Origin of the sequence: Flavobacterium sp. 1 (assembly GCF_002797935.1) — a bacterium.
In the GTDB taxonomy this organism is placed as follows: domain Bacteria; phylum Bacteroidota; class Bacteroidia; order Flavobacteriales; family Flavobacteriaceae; genus Flavobacterium.
In genome coordinates this window covers 5,127,293-5,149,783 of the sequence record NZ_PGER01000001.1, presented here as the reverse complement: position 1 = coordinate 5,149,783, position 22,491 = coordinate 5,127,293, and the positions used below count along the sequence as shown (strand labels likewise).

Sequence of the window (22,491 nt, the reverse complement as noted above, 5' to 3'; positions counted from 1 at the left end):
TTATTTTAAAATAGTCAGCCATTTCAGCTTAACTTCCTGCCATTCAAATTGTTTTATCTTTCCCCTTGAATTAATGGTAATTTTCCTAAATAATTCAGATTCTTCTATCAATCTAACGATAGCCTCTACCATTTTATCGACATCATTATCCGGAACTAATAACGAATCATTTTCATTTTCTAATAAAAATGGAATACCTCCTACATTAGTAGAAACAACAGCCAGACCTAATGACATAACTTCTATCACGCTCACGGGCATATTGTCAAAATGGGTTGTATTTATAAAAATAGAATAATTTTTAGAAATATCAATCCAATCTTGCTTGGACAATTTTCCTGTAAAAAACACATCAACTTCAAGATCTTTAGCTCTTTGTCTGGATTCTAATAAACTGCCGTCTTTTTCGGGGCCAACCATGCAAAGAGTAGCCTCTTGGTATTTCTTCTTTAAGGAAGCAAAAACTTCAACAGCCATTATCGGATTGTAAATTTTAGCAAAAGAACGAACCCATAATAAATTAGGAACTCCTTTCTCCCTCTTTAAAAAAGGGTACTTATCCAGCTCAATTGCATTGGGGATATAAATTATATTATCATATCCCTCTTCTTTGAATTTGTTAATTAAAAAAAGTGAGGGAGCAACATTTTGAAAAGAGTTTTTGAAAATCATTCCGCATATTTTCGGATTCTTTTTCAATCGAAAAGGCAAATTGCCGCCATGCAAAATAGAAATGTATTTGATCTGTAATAAGCGGCATAACTGAGAGATTGCAAATGCATACCAAAAATTGGCAGTACTATAAGTATCAATGAGAACACAATCAGCTTTTCTACATTGAAATACGCTCCACAACATAGCAACTAGCCGTAATCCTTGATTTTTTTTAGAAGAACTATACTGTATATTAAACCCCTCTTGCTCCAAGAGTGGTCCAAGAGTTTCAATAGTGGTAGGAGTAACTCCATGCTCGGATAATTTATTTCCTATGTATAGCAGGTTCTTCAACAGTATAGACTTTTAACAATGAAAGTGCATAAACAAAAGCGGGAGCCGCTAATCTCATAGCTGCATGATTAATAGTTAACAGCCAAAAAGTTAAAAAGGAAAGGGCCAAAATATTTTGCCTATTGATTAAGAACAGAACTAATGGAGTCAATAATAAAATAATTAAATCAATCAATCCAAGAGAACCGTGTTCGGCCAGCATTCTGGAAATTTCATTGTGGGAAGCAGATACAATTCCTGTTTCCTTTTCTCTAATTTCCTTATTTCTTCCCACGCCCACACCTAATATGGGATTATCCCAAAACATCTGCATTTCTGTAGCAATAAGAGTCTCTCTACCGGATAACTGGCTTTTCTTTTCACGTCCTCTTGCATCTTGATTAGCATACCGCTTATTGATCAATCCATTAGTTTGTAACGAACTATATCCCCACACGCCCATTCCAGCAACAAATGACAACATGATAATCATTCCAATTTTAAATTTAGCATTAGAATTAGCCTGATAATACAATACAGCCAAAAAAATAAAAATCATCATCATTGCAGTCAATATTCCTCCTCTGGAAAATGTCACGATTCCTCTAAAAGCAAAAACTATAACAAACCCACCATTTATTATCTGCAATAATCTGCTTTTGGAATTCAAAACCAGCTGAACAAAAAATATAAAAACTCCCAGCCCTAGTATAGTTGACACTTGATTTGGACCAAATCCTCCAGATGTTTCAAAATTAGATTGAGTTCCAGTCACCACTGCTTTTACGCTTGGTGTATATAAAAACAAATAAACAGCAACACTTATTAGAGGCAGCGAAAATGCTGTAATCACTCCCAATAACCGATCAAAAGATATTTTTCTTTGATAACAATATATAGCACTAATTCCCAAACAAACTGGTCCTGATATATTAAATGCAATTGCCTTTCTAATATCCGTTTCAAAATCTAAAGTAAGCGTCGCTAAAATAACTCCGGGAATCAGCAGCAGCAAAAAAAGCCAATACAACAAAGCATTTTTGGAAAACCCTGAATAAATCATTCCTAAAAACATAAAAATTAGAATAGAATATTTACCAAATTCATTCAAAAGTATCCCATCTGTCATTCGTAAAAGTATTTCAATGCTTACAATATAGGCAGACATTACCAAAGCTTCATTATTCCTGTTTTTACTTTTAACAATATAATAAACACCAAAAGCTAATATTGATAAAGTAAGCATTTTTGAAACAAATGGCAATAGAAATACCAACACACCAAGAAAAGCTTGAAATAATATTAGGTATATGTATGATAATTCTTCTTTCTTCATTTTAGCTAATTTCTAACCACTTTAAATATTTTTCCATAACGCTTTCAGCAATATAATCAGCTTGAATAGTATCAAAAAGAGCCTCTCCAAAATCTGTTCTTAAAGTCTCACTTTCTACCAGATTTAATAACGATTGATAAAACACATGAACTTCATTTGAATCTACAATGAATCCATTTTTTCCATGCTGAATTATTGTTGCTATTTCCCCTACATCAGTAACAACAACAGCTTTTTTATACAAACCATATTCTAAAAGTGCAACTGGCAATCCTTCAGATTTTGAAGTTAAAATTGCAATTGATGTCTGATTAAGTATGTTCCCTATATCTTGTTTAGAACCATAAAGAAAGACATTCTTTTCTAAACCATATTTTGCAATCAATTTCTTAATTTGATTAGAATAATCATCTCCAAAATCTTTTCCAACCAAATGAAAAGTCCAATCTGGATATGTTTTTTTGAGCTTTTGGGCGACCTCCAATAATAAAAAATGGTTTTTATCTTCTCTTAGATTTGCTAAAGATATTATTCGTTTCCCTTCAATTCCAAACAATTGAGTTTTATGTTCGAAAACTTTAGTCTGTACAGGAAAATTAGGCAAATAAATGGTGTTTTTTGATTTTAGATTGTTTTCAATCCATAATCTTAGATTTTGATTAACCGCAATGACTCCGCCAAAAAAAGGCATCACTATTCTAAAAATTATGATTCTTTTTTTAGGCAATATTTTATTATTTCCATAATGGTAATGCCAAATCAACTTTACAGAAGGACAAATCAATTTTAATAGAGAAGCAAAGAAAAAAGAAGTACTATGTGCATGAATGTGTGTAATCTTATTTTTTATAACGAAAGACCGCAAGTTAAAAAGAGATACAAAATCAAGTTGCTTCTTTTTATTCAAAAACAAATACGAAACATTCTGATTAATCTGATGTAACAAATCCCCTTCTTTTCTAGTAGCTACGAGTGCCGAAAATTCAATTTTGTTAGCCAAAGTATTGGCATAACTAACCGCCATACGCTCTGAGCCACCTGCTTCAAGAGAGTCAATGAGTTGAATGATTCTCATTTTTATTTCTTTTTCAAAAGAATATTTACGCTACCCGCCATCAATTCTTGATCATTAAATTCGACAAAATCTTCGTGGACTTGTAATTTTTTGAATTTTTTATAACTTTCTGAATCAATATTAATTTTATCATGCTCAAAATAGACTATTTCAAAATGTTTACTCAAAATATTCAAATATTGTGGTAATCTTAACCTATTATGATAATCAAATTTAGTCTGGATATTATTCCATTCCGCTTTGCTGTATTTCAAAAAATCTTGTAAAGAAAGTGAAGAATCACTATAAGCTCTATGATCACTGGGTGAAATTAAATGCAAAACTAAACTTCCTGATTTTAAATTTGAATATAGAAAATTATGTATTTCTAATAAAACATTTGGAGTTATATGTTCTAAAACAAATCTTGAAATAACTAAATCTATGTCCTGGACTTTCCCATTACAAATATTTGTTTCAGGAAAATAACAAACTTCTTTTAATAACGTATAGTTACCTTTTCTTTCAAATTCAACTCCTTGCTTATTTGAATACAAAGCATTTAATTGTTCTATTTCTTTTTTATTAAAATGTTCATTTATATCATAAGTATCTACTTTTTGAGCTTTGCCTTCAGCAATCAATAGATAAGGAAAAATTGGAACCCAACCCGAACCTAGTTCGGCAATTTTTTTATTTTCAAGACTTATATTATTTTTATTTAAAATCTTTTCAACTGTATGATAGGTACTATTTGTAGATTTTATTTTGAGCTCTAAAGAATTATTTTTTCCAATATTTTGTAAAAAATGATAAACACTGTATCCTATTTTGCTTGGCAAAATTGATAGAATCTTAAAAATTTTAGTTTTTGTATTATGTTTCATTTACTTAGCATTTGTTTTATTTCTTTTTCAAAAACATCTATTATATATTTTCTGGACCAATCCGATCCTTTAATACTTTTAGATTCAAAATCCATTTCATTTCCAAAAATATTTTCAATTTGTTCAACATCCTGTTCCAAATTCATTTGTAACAACACCCCTCTTTCTCCATAATCGAGCATAAAAGGTACACAAGAAACAGGAGTTGCTATAGGAACGCAACCCCAAAACATCCCTTCGGCAATTGCTTTTGGCCAGCCCTCACTTTTGGAAGGTAAAATCACAAAATGGCTGTTTTGATAAGCCTTTTTAACTGTCTCTTTATTTTGATTTCCTTTTAATTGTACCACCTTTTCTAAATTATTTAAAGCTATGAAATCTTCCAAAATTTTACGTTCAATACCTTCTCCGTAAAAATCTAAAGTCACATTATATCCTTTTTCATATAAAGATTTCACTAATTGCATTGCATAAAGAGGATTTTTTCCTGCTGTTAAAGTCCCAACAAAAACAAAATTAATTTTTCCTTTCAAATCCAATATTTCAATAGGGGTTTTATCTTCCTCTGAATAAGTTGCCGTAAAAAAGGGTTTTATATTTTTCGTGCTTCCTACCCATTCTCCATAAACCAAAACCTGCATATTTCTGGTCAAGAAAGCATTACTCAAAATCCATTTCTGCAAACGGTAACTCCACGGTTGTGTTGCTTTCGGATCCCAATTTCCTGCATATTTAGCAGTTTTGTGTTTATTTGGAAATAAAATTTGAACTAAACAACCTAGTAATCCTATATTTCCCGGACATCGTAAATGGATATGATCGGCACGTTTCATCGCTTTGAAAATCTGCCAGCTGATTTTTGGTACTTTCAAAATGGTTTTAAATACAGCTTTCATACCCAATAAACTAATTTGGTTAATTGGTACAAATTGAACGTTATTAAAATTGTAAGGACAATCGATAGCTGATATTTCTGTTTTCTGTATTGGAGCAACAATAATTAATTCTTCAATATATTTCGCCCAAATATTCATTTCGTTTACATAAGGTCCATATGCAAAATACTGATTTTCTGACTGAATGTGAGTAACATGAGTGATAATGGTGAATTTCATAAAATCATCTTTGAAAATTCATTACAATACGTATCCATGCTAAATAGATTCAAAAAAGTATTTCTAGCATCACTACTCATTTGTCCGTGTTTATCAAAATTTTTTTTAACTTTTTCAAATAATGAAACAATAGAATCAATATTTGAATCAAATTTAAAACACTCTTTCCCATCTATCAAATAATCTGTCAAACCTGTGGAATTTGATATCAATAGTGGCGTAAAATTCATCATCGACTCAACTCCAACCATATTTAGAGCATAGAATTTTGAAGGGATTATAGTAAAATCACTTGTATTTAAATATTGATCAATTTCTTTGTATGGCAAACTACCATAATATTTAATTGAATTATGCCTTGTAGTTAGCTCTTCGATTTCAGATTTTTGACTTCCAGTACCCGCAATTTGTATAACGCTTTTTGATTTTTTATTTTTCTTTTTGAAAATATCAAAAGCACTAATTAAATCAACAACTCCCTTTGAAGGGTCTAATCGTCCTAAATAAGGAATTACAATTTTATTTTCGAATTTACTCTCTTTACTTACAAATCTATCTGACATTGGATTCAGAATAACTACACCATTATTGGTCGAAAAAAAAGTTTTTAAATCATTTTTTGCAATTTTTGATGGACATATAATTACATCCCAAAATAGCTTATAAAAAAAAATTCTGAAAAACAATAAGGTTGTTTTAATAGTACTTTTTTTTGCGTCAGCCAAAATTTGTTTTCTTAAAGTATGGTAATAAGCAAATGTTTTTACACTACCAAGTGAAAATAATTTTGAAACTAAAATCGAAATATTAATACCAACAAAATGTCCAATGATTACTTCTGGTTTATATTTTAAATAAATCTTAATATACCAAAAAACATCTTTAAATGTTGTTGACCTTTTTTCCGAACACCATGACAAAAAAATTAATTCTCCATTTTCTTTCTTAATAATTTCTGGCTCTTTAAAAAAAGGTCTATGAGAAATAAATATTATTTTATTTCACAAATCAGCCAAATGATGAGCTAAATTAAAACTCATAGATGCAAATGAATTTTCTGTATAATTATGCGCAATAAAAATTGTTTTCATTTTCCTCTTTTGGTTTACTAAAATTCAAACTCCATCTATCAATTATTCTTCACAATGTTTTTGTAAAACTCCTTTGTATTTTACTGTTTTAAAGGTATTGCTAAACTATATGATTTTCAAAAGTACAGTAATGATAAAACATCTTATTTTAGTTTCATTACACATTTAGCTTTCAAGACAGTACCCTTCTTAAACATTTGTTTTATCAATTATAGACTGATAAAAATAGACATTCTGACTAACAATATATTGGAGACCATACTTCGTAAGAACGAATTTCCTAGCGGCTTTACCAATTTCTTTTGCTTTCGCTTTATTAGAAAAAACCCATATAATCTTTTCAGCAATATCATTGGGATTATACGGGTCACATAACAATCCTGTTTCATAATTCTCAATAGTTTCTGGTCCTGGTCCTAATTTTGTAAAAACAACAGCTTTTTCCATAGCCATAGCTTCAGGTGCAACTAAACCTTGAGTCTCCATGTGAGATGGGAACACACAGACTTTGGCTTCAGCATAGGCCAAAGGTATATCTTTATAGGCGATAGCTCCATGAAAATGAATATTTTTAGCAATAGCTCCTAATGAAGGTAATTCTTTTTCTTTTAGCATTTGAATATAAGAACTCTTATCTGGAAAAAACCAGTTTCTACCATAAATTTCCAAAGTTGCATAAGGAAAATGTTTTTTAACCAATGGGAAAGCCTGTATTAATTGGCGAATCCCTTTTTTTTCGCAAACAGTACCTGCAAAAACAATTTTACATTCAGATTCCTTTCCGGCAATTGGTTGAAAAACTTCTGTATCAATAGGATTACTGATATAAGCCATAGGCTTATTATTATAACTTAAATACTTTTCCGTATGATTTTTAACATACAGAGAAACTGCTATAAAAGCATCACTCTTTTTAAAAGATCTCTTTTCCTGAAATCCTTTCCATTTATTAATCCCTCTATTTTCGCTTTCTGCAAAAAAATGATGACCTCCATGGAGTCGGATGACATATTTAATTTCTTTAATTTTGGCTATAAAAGCAAGACCAAGTTCCGAGGATTCTACAATACTTATAGGATATTCTTTATGAACTTCTTTTATTTTTTTATTGATTACATTCGAATTAAAATACCATAAAAATCCTTTTACAGTACTTTTCTTCAAACGATAAACAGAAATTCTCTCAATAATTTCAGTTTCATTACTGAAAGTATAATTCATTCCAATTACGGATACTTTAATCCCTTTTTTAACTAACTCTAGAGCTAATGTTTTTACAAAACTGCCTATTCCGCCATGTGGAAAACCTTCTTTTGGAAATTCATTGGTTAAGAAACAAACGTGCATCTATAAATGTTTTTTGATAAAAATTTCAATTGGCAAATAGAAATCATTTATGTTTAATTTAATTTTTTCATCCGACCAATCCCACCAGCTAATTTCATTTAATGTATTTATAATCAAATTATTATGCTTTATTTTAATTATTTTAGCAGGAACTCCTCCAGCAATTGCATAATCAGGAATATCTTTAGAAACTACTGTACCAGCCAAAATCGTGACACCATTTCCAATCCGTACTCCAGGTAAAATTGTAGTATTCATACCTATCCAAACATCATTACCTATTACAATATTGGCTTTCTGAGGTTTTATTTTATCATTTATTTCGCCCGCTTTATACAATACATTATTGATTTTTACTTCATCATTTTTTTCTAAAACTTCGTGAAACAAAGGAAAAGAAGTGATTTGACTTTCTGTATGATAACCTGAATCACAAATAAAATTCACATCATTTGCTATCGAACAGTATTTACCTATTTGTAACCTCGAATTATTATACCATTTCCAGACAAAAGCTCCGTTGTCATAGGTTTTACTTCCAATCTCCGCCCAATCAGCATCTCTTAAATAAGTATGATTTTTACCTTTTAAATAATTATAGTAATTAATGCCTAATATCCGCCAAAGCAGTTTTCTGATACTCATCATCATAATTTCAACTTTTAAAACTGCCTTTAATAATGGCAGAAATGTTAGCAGAAGCAGTATTTTGTTTATTGTCAACAACAATATTAAACCACTCTCTCATACAATTACCAGAATCATAATCCTCTTTATTAATAATTTTTGGGATTATCTCTTCTTTACTATTCAGCCAAATCACAGCGTTTTGATTTGGCATACTTCTAAAATGCTGAAATTGATAAATTGTTTGTACGGACCAATCTTTCGCTGTCTTATTTTCCTGATCATAGTTAATAAATACACATGGCTTATTAAACATAGCAAAATCAAAAGCCATTGTTGAACCGACATTTACAACAACATCAGAATAGAAAGCTGTACTCACCAATAATTTAACATCATCCATAGAGGGATAAACAGCATTCCATTCTTTTGACGTGCTAAAATACCATAATGGAGGAGCCTCTTTGATTAAATTTTTATATTCATTTACAACCGCATCAAATCTCCCTGAAAAATCTACTGGACACCGTCGCAACAAAATTTGATATTTGCCTTGCAAATTTGCTTTGATAAGCTCATCGGCAATATCTTTTAAATAACTTGGATCATCGGGAGAAGTTTTAGTATCATCACCCGAAAAACAAATTATTTTTTTCTCAGGATCTAGATTATATCTTTTATAGAAGGTTTCTTTTTCAATTATATTTTTTTGATCGCCATAAAATTCAAATTGAGGAGTTCCAGTAACATCTATTTTTTCAGAAGAAATTTCAGGATAATACAAGTTTAATTCTTCTCTCATATACTCAGACCATACTAGATAATAATTTGCTTTTAAAGCTATTCGGGCCTTAGGCAAATTATCCCAGGAATAAATTACTGTTGTCGTTGGGATTCCTAAATCGGTAGCTGCAGCAAATATTGTAGCAGCTTTTAATGCTCTTTGATGCGAACAGAAAATAGCACTAGGTTGCATTCTGTTTAGAACATCTTTTACCTCATCATAAAATGGATTTTGACGAATGGCTTTCTGATATCTATTTTCTAACTTTAAAATACTGGAATATTTTTTAAAAAAAGGAACAAAAACCTCAATTGTTTTATAAAATGTTTTTTTTGAAAATGTTTTTTGCTTCCAATTCCAATTAGATAATAAAGTTGGATTATCAACCTTTGAATTATTATAATACAATCTTGAAAGGCAAATTAACTCTCTTAAAAATTTTTCTTTAATCGATTCATTATAATGCGGAATACAAATTTCTTCAGCAATTGAAGTGTTTTCTTTAATCACCGATATTGTCTCTGAATCAAAATTATGAAACAATATCAAATTATTAAATTCATTGAATACATTAGAATAAAGATAATTTCTAATTCCAACTCCATCAGGAAACAATAACATAATTTTACTTTTCTCCATGATTTGCTATTTTACAAAAAAGTCTTTTAAAATTCGTACAGTAAACATTCTTGCTCCAGTATCATTCATATGTCCGCAAGAGGAAAAATATTTATCTTCAACCACCACATTTTCATAATTATGAATTTCAGGATATAATTGCTGTACTTTATCAAAATAATTCATCCCTTTAGTGTTTTCACACATTGGCGTCATTATGGCGATAAAGTTAATGTTATTGGCTTTACATATGTTTTTAATTTCTTCGTAGTATTTGTTATGTTTTAGAGGCTTTAGATTAACAATATTGTTTCTCATATTCGCATTCGGCTTCTTGCCTAAAGAATAATATCCTAAATTATCTAAATGTGAAGTCCTTTTATGAATACCCTGAAAAAACATCTCTCTAAACCCAATAACTGTTTCAAATTTTATGTATCTATAAAAAGGAATATAGTACAACTCCAAAAAATCATTTTCTAATTCAAAATGTTCCCTAATAACTTCTGAATTATGCAAGTAAGGCAAAAACTTTGAGGCAATTCCTTCTGCTCGCTTTATATTAGATAAATTTAAATCGGCCTCAAGGATTACATTTTTAATTTTATATTGCCGTTCCATCATTAATTTTAAAAGCAGAGAAGCTTCAAACAAATGACCGCCACTCATACCATAATTAAATGTTTTTAACCCTTTATCTTCAAACATCTGGGCAACAAAATGATTATTGGCTCTGGATGATCCTAAAATAACCACATCAAAATTTTCACTTTTTGAGTTAAAAACATGATCTATTTTACTTCTGTTTCCTGACTGCAGATAAACAGCAGTGTATATAAAATCTAAGGCAACAGCTACTGTTATGCCTACGATTACTGTCTTTAAAGTGAATAGTAAAAACTTTTTCATTAGAATTTTATTGTTTTTTCATTAATTATGGACTGCTCTTTTATGTCGAAGTTCTTGTCACGTCGAGCGCAGTCGAGACACTTTACTCTATAGCGCCATCACTGTTTGGATTGTATTTATAATGAGTAGCATTTCTGCATTCCGATAAATTTTGCAATTTATCAAAATCTTCATCTATCAAAGCTTGCTTCTTGGTTCTACTCCATTTTTTAATTTTTTTCTCAAATTCAATTGCTTGATTTGGATCCATAAAATCCTGACAAAAAACCAATTTTACTGGTCTTCGAGAGTGTGTATAAGCTTCTGAATACTTACCCGCATTGTGTTCCATAAGTCTCCTTTCAATATCAGAAGTTACTCCTACATACAATGAATCATCCTTGCAACACAAAATATAAACATAATAGAATTTCATAATCTATTTCTTAATGTTAATCTCGACTGCGCTCGATTTGACAACCATACTCTGTATGTCACGTAAAGCACAGTCGAGAAGCTTTATCTTAAAATTGAAAATATATAAATTCTTTGTAATCGGAATAGGTTCCAAAAGTGAGAATGGCAATTATTGCCAAAGCCAACTTTACCATATTGTATTTCCCTGAAATAGGCTCGACTTTGGTTCTATTGTTCCATTCAACCAAAACAAATAGTCCAATCATTAAGAGTAATTCATAATTATATCGCTCATTAGCAAGGTATTGTACTACAAACTCTCTGTTCACTACTAATCGTTTCAAATACAGGCAGGCATCAGTTATAGTTTTGGATCTAAAAAATACCCAAGCCATACAAGTCAGCAAAAAAGTACACAGAATATTCATGATTACTTTTACCGAATCAAAGTTAAATTTCAAATGGATAGCATCCATATTATTCCGGTTACTGTTTGATAAAAGTAATGGCAGAAAATATACTGCATTTATAAATCCCCAAACGATATACGTCCAATTGGCTCCATGCCAAAAACCGCTAACAACAAAAATGATAAACGTATTTCTGATTTTCATCAAAAGACCACCTTTGCTTCCTCCTAAAGGAATATACAAATAATCGCGAAACCAAGACGATAGCGAAATATGCCAGCGACGCCAAAACTCAGCGATATCACGTGAAAAATATGGATAATTAAAGTTTCGCAATAAATCTAAACCAAACAATTTTGAAACTCCTAATGCCATATCCGAATATCCTGAGAAGTCTCCATAAATTTGAAATGCAAAATAAATGGCTCCCAAAATTAATGAAAAGGAATTCATGGAAGGATAATTGTCAAAGATTGCATTTGCATAAGTTGCACACGTATCTGCAATAACAACTTTTTTTACCAATCCCCAAATAATCTGGTAAATTCCTTCTTTGGCTTTGTTTAAATCAAACTCACGCTTAACTTTTATTTCTGGCAATAAATGCGTTGCTCTCTCTATTGGTCCAGCTACCAAAAGTGGAAAATAACTAACAAATAAAGAATAATCAATAAAATTATACTCTGCTTTAATGCGTTTATAATAAATATCAATCACATACGATAATCCGTGAAAAGTGTAAAATGAAATTCCTACTGGCAAGATGACATCTAATAAAACAGGGCTTGCCTTGAACCCAACTGAAGTTAACATTTGTGCAAAAGAGGCAGAGAAAAAGTTATAGTATTTAAATATCCCCAAGAATCCCAAATTGATTATAATGCTTAGCCAAAACCAGAACTTTCGCCCTTTGTCATTAGTGCCTTTTTCAATTTGAATTCCAGTATAATAGTCTAAAAACGTTGAGAAAACTAACAAAAATAAGAAACGCCAATCCCAACAGGAATAAAAATAATAACTGGCAATAATAAGCAGTGCATTTTGAGTACTTTTTTTTTATTAAAAACAAACCAATACAAGAAAAATACTATCGGTAAAAAAAGGGCAAAAGCCAAGGAATTGAAAAACATAATTTATTTTAAAAAAATGTACTGTAAATTTTGAAGTGAAAAGAAAATTAAAAAATCACCTGTCTCTAAATTGTTTTTGATGATTCATTTTCCAGAAATCCTCTTTCTGAAGTGATTCTAAAAATAATGAAGTGCTATTTCCTTGACCAAAATCAGTATCTGTTTGTTGCACTTGGTGCGAATCGATTATTTCTAAAGCTTTATAAATACTATTTTTATCATAATCCACATTAATAATATCTGCATGTACAGCCCTGTTTTGTTGGCGAGTACCTATATTTATAATTGGAATTCCATAATAAGGTGCTTCTCTAATTCCTGCACTGCTATTCCCAATAATGAACTGGCAATTCTTTAATAATGTCAAAAAGTATTCAAATCGTAACGAAGGAAAAATTCGAAATCTTGGATTTGCTTTTAATCTTTCATAAGCTTCTAATATTGTTTTAGTTCCTAAATCATTATTAGGAAAAACAACTACATAGTTATGAGTATCCGCTAGTAATACATCGACAAAATTAGAAGCATATTCTTTCATCGATTCAATTTCCGTAGTTACCGGATGAAACATTACTATTCCAAACAAATCAAAATCAATTTGATAATACTCCTTTGCAACTGCCAAATCAGGAAGTTTATCCGAAAACATAATGTCAATATCTGGAGAACCAATAGTGAAAATTGACTCCTTTATTTCTCCCATTTGTTGCAGTCTCTTTGCAGCTTCTGTATTAGAAACAAAATGAATATGACTCAACTTGCTTACGCTATGGCGAATCAATTCGTCAACGGTTCCTGAGATTTCTCCTCCTTCAATATGTGCTACCAAAATGTTATTGAGTGACCCCACAATGGCTCCTGCAAGTGTTTCTACACGATCTCCATGTACTACAATCATATCAGGATTGATGACTTTACAATAATTAGAAAACCCTTCGATGCTTTTTGCTAAAGTCAAATCCATAGTCGATTCATGGGTATGATTTTCGAATGTAAATACATTTTTAAAATTGCAACGCTCGATTTCTATCAGGGTGTAGCCGTACAATTCTTGCAAATGCATTCCCGTAACAAAAACAAAAACCTCAAAGTCTTGTTGCTTTTCGAGAGTTTCAATTAATGATTTTATTTTACCAAAATCGGCACGAGTTCCTGTAAGGAATAGAATTTTTTTCACTGAATTATTCAAAATCACTAAAATCTAATTGCTCATCATTATTAATATCCCTACTTGCTTTTTTTCCCAATACCTCATCAAAATGTTCCGCCAGAATCTTTCCGGTTCCTGGACGTTTCACCCAAATATTCTCTTTCGTGAACTGCTCCCCTTTCTTTATATTGGCTATAGCACAAACAGTAGCAAAAGCAAAATCAATAGTCACTTGTTCCTCTAGGGCAGGTTCTTTAATACCTCCTCGCATTTTCCAAATTTCTTCGGAACTTACAATTAGTTGAGCTGTTCTTTCTTCATCCATACTACACACGATATCTGGGCCTGTGCGCTGCATGTGGTCTGTAAAATGTCTTTCCAAAATACTGGCTCCTAAAGCCACAGCTCCTAAACAGGCATTATTATTTAAGGTATGATCGCTCAATCCAAATACTTTATCAGGAAAAGCCTCATGCATTTGAGACATAGCTCCAAAACGAACCAAATGCGTTGGCGTTGGGTATAGATTTGTGGTATGTAATAAGGCTACAGGAACTTTATGTTTATCAAAAATCGCTACTGCTTTGCTAATACTTTCAATCGTATTCATCCCTGTACTCAAAATAACGGGTTTGCCAAACGACGCAATATGTTCTAATAGCGGGTAGTTATTGCATTCTCCAGATCCAATTTTATAAGCTGGTATGTCAAAATTTTTCAATCGTTCGGCTGCAGCTCGTGAAAACGGAGTTGAAATAAAAATCATTCCCTTACTTTCCACATACTTTTTCAATTCCAATTCATCGCCTTCATTCAATGAACAACGCTCCATGATTTCATATATGGAAACATCGGCATTGCCTGGAATTACTTTTTTTGCGGCTCCGCTCATTTCATCTTCGACAATATGTGTTTGGTGTTTTACGACTTCCGCTCCAGCTCTAAGCGCCGCATCAACCATTTCTTTGGCAACTTTCAAAGAGCCTTCGTGATTTATTCCAATTTCGGCAATAACTAAAGGTGGAAAATCTGACCCAATTTTTCTTCCTGCAATTTCTATGTATGGATTCATAAAATAAGTTATGAGTTATGAATTATGAGTTTTTGATACAGATACTCCCCATATTCCAAATCCTCTGGAGTATCGATATCAATATTGGCAAAAATATGATTTACTTCAAAAGGGAACGCGTTTTCTGAAATAATTTTACTGTCAACTCGAGCGCAGTCGAGAGGTAAAATCAAAGAAGCTTTGGTGACATACAACAATCCGTTTTCGAAAAATAAGGGATCTAAATCCTGACTGCGCTGTCCAATTATATAATTGAAGGGTTGAAATTTGTTTTCTATTATTTTGCCCAACTTTTGATAATTTCTAGAAACCGTAAAAAGACTGTCATAACTTCCACTTTTATATACATCAAAAGCATCTTTTAATAAATTCTCAGGACGCAAAGGATTAGTAGGCTGTAATAAAATAACATTTTCGACCTTTTCTGTAATTGATTCTAAAACGTGTTTCAATGCCGAAACGGTAGGTTCTAAATCCCCGAAATAGTCGCTGGTCTATCGATTACTTTCGCTCCATTTTCCAATGCAATCCTTTTGATGGTTGCATCATCTGTAGAAACATAAACCTCCTCAATAATATCGCTATTTGCAATTGCATATTGTATAGAATGCACCAATAAAGGTAATCCTCCAAACAGCTGGATATTCTTTTCTGGGATACGTTTCGATCCCCCACGGGCTGGAATTATGGCTATGTTTTTATTCATCAATATTGTTTTTAGCATTATCAATAATGTTTTTCATACCTTGATTCCAACTTTCAGAACTATATAAATTTTCTGGAATCTTTTCAAAAAATAACTGTTTCTTTAAAAAATCCTCAATTGCCACTTCCCATTCCGATGCAAAATGGGGGTTTTCTATTAGTTTTCCTAATTTCCCATATTGTAAAACTTCAGGCACACCACCCATAGAAGATGCTATACAATAACAACCACAATGTAATGCTTCCGTCAGACTTAAAGGAAATCCTTCTTGACAAAGGGAAGAAAACAAATAACAATCCGCAGTTTGTAAATATGTCGCAATATTATCATTTGGAATTTCACCAAAATATATAACTCCTTCTTGTTTAGATTTTGGTTCACAACCAATAATCCATAATTCGATATTTTTATGTTTTTTATAAACTTTTTTCCAAGCTTCTAAAACTATATGTAACCCTTTTTTTGGCCTATCCTGCGAGCACCAAACAAAGATTGTCTTGTCACTTACATTAAATCTTTTTTTGTATAAATTCTTATTGCTTTCATCAAGTTTATAAAAACGCTTATGATCAATTCCATTGTGCAAAATCTCAATTTTACATGGTAAAGATTTATAATATTTTTTATGTACTAAGTAGGACTCATGAGTTAAAAGTATCATTTCATTAATGGATTCAAAAAAAATATCACTTTTTTGATGATCCAAAAAAGGCGGAAAACCATGATAAAAAAATTGAACATAACAGTTATCCCGGATTTTCATGTTTTCTAAGAAAGCTACAATATGCTTCACAATTCCAAAATTATCTACAATTTGAATAATATATTTTTCTTCATTATTGACTATCTTGCCCAAGGCTCTAGTATATGATAAATACCTCTTATCTGTAAACTTTCTATAAATTTTTGTTATGAGGTTATTCTTTACAAAACTATACTTCACATTATTGAACACTACACTTGGCCGTTCACAAACTATATAATCGATTTGATTAAAATCAGAACAAATGTAATTTTTATATAAAGTTGTCCAGCTTCCAATTTTTGAAAAAGGAAGTGATAATTGAGAAATAAGAATCACTTTATAATTTAGCAAATCATTTTTCATTTTCACTAATAATTTGAAGGATTTAATAAGCCAAAATTTTTCAAAAGCAGAGGTCTTGTTTTGCTATTTCTAATTAATCTAAGAAACAATGAACCTATCTTTCTGGAAAAAAAACCAATTTTCCTATCCTTAATTTGAGAACTATCAATACCATTAGAGCTTTCCACCTTCAAACTAGAAGCAATATCATACATCCATTGTTCTGTTTTATTTCCCATGTGGTAAGCAAAATTACCTTTTGTGGCAACTCTTAAATATCCTAATTTATCATTGGGTATATCGATGAATTTACCTTCAACACCGCCTACTATTTTTATAAATGCAGGTTCGCTAGTTCCTTTGTCAAAAACATCTCTTTTAAGTGTAGCCACAAAATGACCACAGCCCATTACAACTTCTCCTGAATTACTTTTGTTTTTTAGTACCAAATATTTTTCCAAATGTATAGGCCTATACATTAACTCTTTATTCCCTAAACTCAAGTCAAATTTATGCATTGCCTCAGGATCGAGCACATCTTGAAATGCTAACTTCCCTTTAAAAAAACCATAAAACCAAGTACTCGAAGTATGATTCATCAATGCTTTACTGCTCGGCACTGGACTAACCATACCTGCTTCTGGAAATTTAACAAATACATCTTCCACTGCGGCTTGCCAACCTTGTTTAAACAAAACATCGGCATCTGTTATCGTTATTAACGGCTCTAAATTGCCTTTAGAAGAGGCCAAAATGGCATTGATTTTACCTAAATTCTCTTTTGAATGAAAAACTTGATCAATATATACAGATTCTTCATATTGCTCGTCAATAAAATCTTTGACTATTTGATGGCAATTATTATTATAAATTGTAATTCTTGTTTTTTTATGAACAGTCTTTAACAATGATTCTATACATAGTTTAAACACTTCGAATGATTCTTTAAAATAGCCTTCAAAATGAGGAATATAAACAGGAACTATTACTCTGTGGTAATTTTCAATAATCAAGTCTATATTATTTTTTTCAGGGTTAATTCCTATTCTCATAATGCTGTATTAATTTTGCGATTCCATTTTCTAAAGAAACTAATTCTCTCCCTAAAATAGTTTTCATTTTAGAAGTATCTGGGCATCGTCTTAGCATATCGCCTTCCTCCAAAGCGGGAAGATGTATAATTTCTGAATCAGAATTGGCTATAGAAATTACTTTTTTTGCTAAATCTAAAATGGTCATTTCAATATCACTACCTACATTAAGCACATCATTTACGCACTTATCTTCATGCAATGCTTTTATGCATGTGTCTATGTTGTCCTCCACATAACAAAAAGAACGAGTTTGTAAACCATCTCCGTATAAATAAATAGGCTCATTTTTAAGTGCTGCTTTAATAAATCGTGGGACTACAAAATCCTCGCTTTGATTGGGTCCATAAGTATTAAAAAATCTAAAAATGGTATATTCCAATCCATATTCCTGATAATACGATTTAAAAAAAGCTTCTCCAACATTTTTTACTATCGCATAAGGCAATCTAGAATTTAAAGGCGTTGTTTTTTCGTTCTGAGGAATTTCAAACGGTTCTCCATAAACTTCGGACGAACTAGAATAAAAAACCCTTTTTACACCTAAATTTTTCGAAAGCGAAAGTATGTTTTTTATCCCTTCAATATCATTCAAAACCATAATAGGGTTTTCAAGAGTTCTTTTAACCCCGACAACCGCAGCATAATGAAAAACAAAGTCAAAGTTATATCTGCCAAAAATGGGAACAATGTCATTATAATTATTAGCATCTGCTTTGATAAAAACAACATTCTCCTTTTTTGGTATTTTAGCAAGATTACCAGTTGACAAATTATCGACTATGACAATAAAATTATTTGCATCTTCTGCTAATCTATTTGCTATTGCACTTCCTACATTTCCCGCTCCTCCCGTAATTAGTATTGTAGTATTCATCTTTAGTAATTTATTTTTATTTAATAAGTAAATGCTGTTTATTAAGTTTTAATTCAAAAAAAACTATTCAAACAAAAAACTGGTCTAAAATAGAAATCAATAAAACTTAATTGCATCGGATTTTGATTATGAACTCTATTCCAGGTTCTCATTGCACTACACAATAATCTTCTTCCTACTCTATACAATACGATCGGATTTTTAATCCCCATCATTTTAAAATTCAAATACATTTTTTTTTCAATGCCTATATATTTTTCCAGATGAACAGAAAGTCTTTTACTACTATTATATTCTCTATAAAAAGCTAAAGGTTCATTTATATAAAGAACTTTATGTCTATAAAACATTCTTTGATAAAAATCGACATCCTCTCCTACTTTTATACTCTCATCAAACAATAAATCGGGCTGAAAAACTTTCTTCCGAATTAAAGGAGTTGGCGATTTAACAACCCAAGTTCCCAGCGCATTCCAAAAGACATAACCTGAACGTTTGTGTATTTTATTCTGAGCAGCACCTATCAAATCACCCGTCGGAATTCCACTTTCATCTACTACAGCTGCAGAAGAATGCACACAGTCTATCGAAGAATTTTCAAGTAATACTTTTACCTGTTTCTCAATTTTTGAACTTTCCCAAAAATCATCATCATCCAAAAAAGCTATATATTCTCCTTTAGATAAATTAATTCCATAATTTCTTGCCGAGGATAATCCGCCATTTTCCTTATACAAATAGTAACAATTTGAAAATTTATCACAAATAGATTGTGCATAATTACTGTAGGATCCATCATCAATTACTAATATTTCAATATTAGAATAAGATTGATTTGCGACAGATTGAATCGCATTTTCAAGGTACTCCTTACGATTATATGTCGGAATAATAGCAGTAACTAAAGGAAAAGTCATTTTCTTAAAAGTTTATAAATAAAAAACTGAACCAATTTATAAAAATATTGCACTTTTAAATTCTTGTCAGTTTGAATCTTTTGAATACTTGAAGTATTTAAAAATTCTTTTTATTATTCCAAATATAGTGTTTTATATAATGCTCAATAAATTCATCTTTTTTTTCTGTTTGAGCGAAATAATTTAAATATTTCGCTTTTTCGTGATAGATGCTCTCTAATTTATTTTTTTGTAAATAAGAAGACGTTGAACCCTCATGTCTTCTAAAAAAATTCAAATTTTTATTTAGAAATGCAAAGGAATTGCCTTTTAACAAATAAGACCAAAGAAAAATATCAGAACATAATCTATAGGTGAACAATACAGGTGGAATTTCTAATTTGGACTTCCTAAACACTACTGAGCTTCCGTTAGTTATATAGGTATCAAAAGGCATTCTGTCAAAAAAAACACTGCTATTTATTACCTTATATTCTCCTGTCTCAACATTCAAATCTTTTACTCTATTGGTTGAGTCATAAATTATCTTATCGTCTTCAACATAATTACTCCCACAAAACGCAAGAGCTATATTGTCATTTTGATCTAGAATTCTTATCAATTCTTCTAGAAAAGTTGGCTCAGAATAATCATCAGTTTCTGCAATCCAAATATATTCAGTTTCTACTAATTCTATTCCCTTTTTCCAAGAATTATAACCACTTCCTGAATTAGATTCATTAACAACAAAGTGTTTTACTTTAAAGTTAGGGTTGTTTTTTAAAAAAGAATTAATAAATTCGACACTATTATCTGATGATTTATCGTCTATAATAATTGCTTCCCAATCATGGTACGTCTGATTTAATATAGTATCAAACCTATCCTTCAAAAATATAGCATGATTATAACTCGGTATTATTATAGAAACTTTGGACATTACTTTGCTTAAAATTAAATTTATGAAGGTTTAAATCTTAAAATGAATTTAAAAATTCTCCTAGACGGTTTTATCAAACCCAATGCATTTAATATCTTTCGAATCATCAAACCCGTTTGATACGCATTTGATTTTTTTACTGCTTTTAAATTATTTTTAAACAATTTAAAAGAGTCAGAATATCGAATCAACAAATGCATAGACAACCTATAATATTCATCATAAGTAAGTATTTCTTTAAAAATCCCCAAAACTTTCAGTTCATTATTATCAATACCAATGGTTGACATTCTACTGCCGGGGTTAATTCTGTAATAGGCCAATGGTTCATCAATGAATACAGCATGATATCCAGTTTTGAAAAGACTGACCCAAACGACCCAATCTTCTTGTGCTGATAAATTTTCAGAAAATCTAATACCTTCAAATAATTTAGCATCAAAAAATCCACATTGAATCTGTATGGAAAATGTAACATTCCACTGAAATAAGAATCCTTCAACGTTAAAAAGAGCTGCATTTAAATTACAAAATGGAGGCAATGAAACATCGGAATTTTCAGTAATCATCCTAAAGTTAGAAATAACTATTTTTACATTATTGTTTTTATGCAATTCCATTTGATACAATGAGAACTCTAACTTTCTATTGTCCAATATATCGTCAGAATCTAAAAACTGAATAAACTGACCTTTAGCTTTTTCAATACCTACATTTCTTGTACTGCTTACTCCTCCATTTTCCTTAAATAAATATATAAAACGCGAATCTTTGGTAACAAATGATTTTGCTATTTCTGCGGTATTATCAATACTTCCATCGTCAATTATTAAACATTCCCAATTAGAAAAACTTTGATCGTTGACTGATTGAAGTGCATCAGTTAAATACTGACCCTGATTATAACATGGAACTATGACAGAAACAATTGGATTCATTTAATTATTTATCAGTTTATAAAAAAAAGCTTCATACTGCTGTGCAATAACACTGGCTTTAAACATTTCTTTTTTTTCTAAATATGCATTAGAGCTGAAAAAAAAAATCTCTTTTAAATTTAACTGACTCTTTATTAACTCATTATAATTCCCTTTTTGTAAATCTAATAAAGGAAAACCAAAAAAATCAGCAACTTCCGTTAAATTTCCTACTTTCGGTATTATCATTGGCTTATCAAAGGTTAACCCTAAATACAGATTACCCGAATTTAAATTCCTAATTCGTGGTATTAAAATCAACGATGAACTTTTTACTAAATCAACCATATAGCTATAATCTATGAATTTAAACCCAAAAAAATATTGATTCTTGCGAAGCGGAAAGCAAAATATTTTTTCAGCAATTTTTTTATAAATTTTTCTAAACCGATATGGAAAATAAATTGGCATGTTTACAAATTGAAACATATTGGGTACAATTAAAAATTTATTCTTAAGAGGAATTTTTCTGAAAATTTTTAAAATCAGTTTTGCCTCTTCAAGCGATCTTATACATCCAATAACAGAAACAACATATTTATCCTTTAGATTCAATTGAAATTTATCTTGAAAACTCGCTGTTTCAAAATCAGAAATCAAACTTTCATACAATGGATGATATATTACGGTATGTTGACAATCAGTAGAAAAAAGATGTCTGTAATTTTGCAAAGAATAGTTCCCCAAATGAATTACTCCATCAACATGTTTTTGTATTAATTGGAACAAATCGATAAACTTATTTTCCTGATCATAATGGGATTCAATATCATTCAAAGTAAAAACTACTTTTGAATGTTTTTTCCATAACAAAATTCTTTTTTCAAAATTTATTAATTGATCATCTGTTGGAACAATTCCATTAAAAATAGCTTCGGGAAATTGAATATTTACGATCTCATAAGACCTTTTGTAATCGGTAAAATCTCCATAAATAAAATTACAATTTGAAAAAGATATAATCTCGTCAAGATATATGTTTCGGTCTTTTTGATGCGGTATAA

General features: G+C 30.6%; 22 protein-coding genes and 1 pseudogene. All 23 read right to left on the bottom strand.

Annotated elements, in window-relative coordinates; all coding sequences use genetic code 11:
- Positions 1-1,008: a glycosyltransferase family 4 protein gene (locus CLU83_RS21075; protein ID WP_100433413.1), complete on the bottom strand. Its 1,008-nt coding sequence runs from the start codon at positions 1,006-1,008 to the stop codon at positions 1-3.
- Positions 980-2,323, bottom strand: coding sequence for an O-antigen ligase (locus tag CLU83_RS21070; RefSeq protein WP_100433412.1), 1,344 nt, complete (start codon positions 2,321-2,323; stop codon positions 980-982). Before CLU83_RS21070 ends, CLU83_RS21075 begins: the two co-directional genes overlap by 29 nt.
- A gap of 1 nt (position 2,324) precedes the next feature.
- Positions 2,325-3,398, bottom strand: a complete 1,074-nt coding sequence (locus tag CLU83_RS21065; RefSeq protein WP_100433411.1) for a glycosyltransferase — start codon at positions 3,396-3,398, stop codon at positions 2,325-2,327.
- A gap of 2 nt (positions 3,399-3,400) precedes the next feature.
- The gene (locus CLU83_RS21060; protein WP_100433410.1) at positions 3,401-4,264 is read right to left on the bottom strand and encodes a hypothetical protein; all 864 of its coding nucleotides are present in this window, start codon (positions 4,262-4,264) and stop codon (positions 3,401-3,403) included.
- On the bottom strand, positions 4,261-5,379 hold the full coding sequence (locus CLU83_RS21055; RefSeq protein ID WP_100433409.1) for a glycosyltransferase: 1,119 nt from the start codon (positions 5,377-5,379) through the stop codon (positions 4,261-4,263). The genes CLU83_RS21060 and CLU83_RS21055 overlap by 4 nt, the downstream gene beginning before the upstream one ends.
- A complete protein-coding gene (locus CLU83_RS21050; protein WP_157802157.1) occupies positions 5,376-6,065 on the bottom strand; it encodes a glycosyltransferase family 4 protein in 690 nt (229 codons plus the stop codon). Before CLU83_RS21050 ends, CLU83_RS21055 begins: the two co-directional genes overlap by 4 nt.
- Positions 6,066-6,659: 594 nt before the next feature.
- Positions 6,660-7,817 carry a glycosyltransferase family 4 protein gene (locus CLU83_RS21045; protein ID WP_100433407.1) on the bottom strand — a complete coding sequence of 386 codons (1,158 nt, stop codon included), beginning with the start codon at positions 7,815-7,817 and terminating at the stop codon, positions 6,660-6,662.
- A complete protein-coding gene (locus CLU83_RS21040; protein ID WP_100433406.1) occupies positions 7,818-8,468 on the bottom strand; it encodes a CatB-related O-acetyltransferase in 651 nt (216 codons plus the stop codon).
- 4 nt (positions 8,469-8,472) lie between these two features.
- Positions 8,473-9,738: a CDP-glycerol glycerophosphotransferase family protein gene (locus tag CLU83_RS21035; RefSeq protein WP_157802156.1), complete on the bottom strand. Its 1,266-nt coding sequence runs from the start codon at positions 9,736-9,738 to the stop codon at positions 8,473-8,475.
- Between the two features lie 135 nt (positions 9,739-9,873).
- On the bottom strand, positions 9,874-10,755 hold the full coding sequence (locus CLU83_RS21030; RefSeq protein WP_100433404.1) for a hypothetical protein: 882 nt from the start codon (positions 10,753-10,755) through the stop codon (positions 9,874-9,876).
- 82 nt (positions 10,756-10,837) lie between these two features.
- Entirely contained in the window at positions 10,838-11,170 is a 333-nt protein-coding gene (locus CLU83_RS21025) for a GIY-YIG nuclease family protein (RefSeq protein WP_100433403.1), read from the bottom strand.
- An 88-nt stretch (positions 11,171-11,258) separates the two neighbouring features.
- A pseudogene (locus CLU83_RS21020) lies at positions 11,259-12,691 on the bottom strand (MBOAT family protein).
- 55 nt (positions 12,692-12,746) lie between these two features.
- Positions 12,747-13,868, bottom strand: coding sequence for a UDP-N-acetylglucosamine 2-epimerase (gene neuC, locus CLU83_RS21015; RefSeq protein WP_100433821.1), 1,122 nt, complete (start codon positions 13,866-13,868; stop codon positions 12,747-12,749).
- Between the two features lie 4 nt (positions 13,869-13,872).
- Positions 13,873-14,913 (bottom strand): N-acetylneuraminate synthase, encoded by a 1,041-nt coding sequence (neuB, locus tag CLU83_RS21010; RefSeq protein WP_100433402.1) that lies wholly within the window; start codon positions 14,911-14,913, stop codon positions 13,873-13,875.
- An 8-nt stretch (positions 14,914-14,921) separates the two neighbouring features.
- Positions 14,922-15,365: a hypothetical protein gene (locus tag CLU83_RS22925; protein ID WP_369828789.1), complete on the bottom strand. Its 444-nt coding sequence runs from the start codon at positions 15,363-15,365 to the stop codon at positions 14,922-14,924.
- A gap of 17 nt (positions 15,366-15,382) precedes the next feature.
- The gene (locus CLU83_RS22920) at positions 15,383-15,619 is read right to left on the bottom strand and encodes a cytidylyltransferase domain-containing protein (RefSeq protein ID WP_369828788.1); all 237 of its coding nucleotides are present in this window, start codon (positions 15,617-15,619) and stop codon (positions 15,383-15,385) included.
- The gene (locus CLU83_RS21000; protein ID WP_100433401.1) at positions 15,612-16,727 is read right to left on the bottom strand and encodes a glycosyltransferase family 4 protein; all 1,116 of its coding nucleotides are present in this window, start codon (positions 16,725-16,727) and stop codon (positions 15,612-15,614) included. The genes CLU83_RS22920 and CLU83_RS21000 overlap by 8 nt, the downstream gene beginning before the upstream one ends.
- 5 nt (positions 16,728-16,732) lie before the next feature.
- Positions 16,733-17,758 (bottom strand): glycosyltransferase family 2 protein, encoded by a 1,026-nt coding sequence (locus CLU83_RS20995; RefSeq protein WP_100433400.1) that lies wholly within the window; start codon positions 17,756-17,758, stop codon positions 16,733-16,735.
- Positions 17,742-18,674, bottom strand: coding sequence for an NAD-dependent epimerase/dehydratase family protein (locus tag CLU83_RS20990; protein ID WP_100433399.1), 933 nt, complete (start codon positions 18,672-18,674; stop codon positions 17,742-17,744). Before CLU83_RS20990 ends, CLU83_RS20995 begins: the two co-directional genes overlap by 17 nt.
- A 53-nt stretch (positions 18,675-18,727) precedes the next feature.
- Positions 18,728-19,591 carry a glycosyltransferase family 2 protein gene (locus CLU83_RS20985; protein WP_100433398.1) on the bottom strand — a complete coding sequence of 288 codons (864 nt, stop codon included), beginning with the start codon at positions 19,589-19,591 and terminating at the stop codon, positions 18,728-18,730.
- Positions 19,592-19,688: 97 nt separating this feature from the next.
- Complete coding sequence (locus CLU83_RS20980) at positions 19,689-20,510, bottom strand: glycosyltransferase family 2 protein (protein WP_100433397.1); 822 nt, start codon at positions 20,508-20,510, stop codon at positions 19,689-19,691.
- A 20-nt stretch (positions 20,511-20,530) separates the two neighbouring features.
- On the bottom strand, positions 20,531-21,448 hold the full coding sequence (locus CLU83_RS20975) for a glycosyltransferase (RefSeq protein ID WP_100433396.1): 918 nt from the start codon (positions 21,446-21,448) through the stop codon (positions 20,531-20,533).
- On the bottom strand, positions 21,449-22,264 hold the full coding sequence (locus tag CLU83_RS20970; protein ID WP_157802155.1) for a hypothetical protein: 816 nt from the start codon (positions 22,262-22,264) through the stop codon (positions 21,449-21,451).
- Between the last annotated feature and the right edge of the window lie 227 nt (positions 22,265-22,491).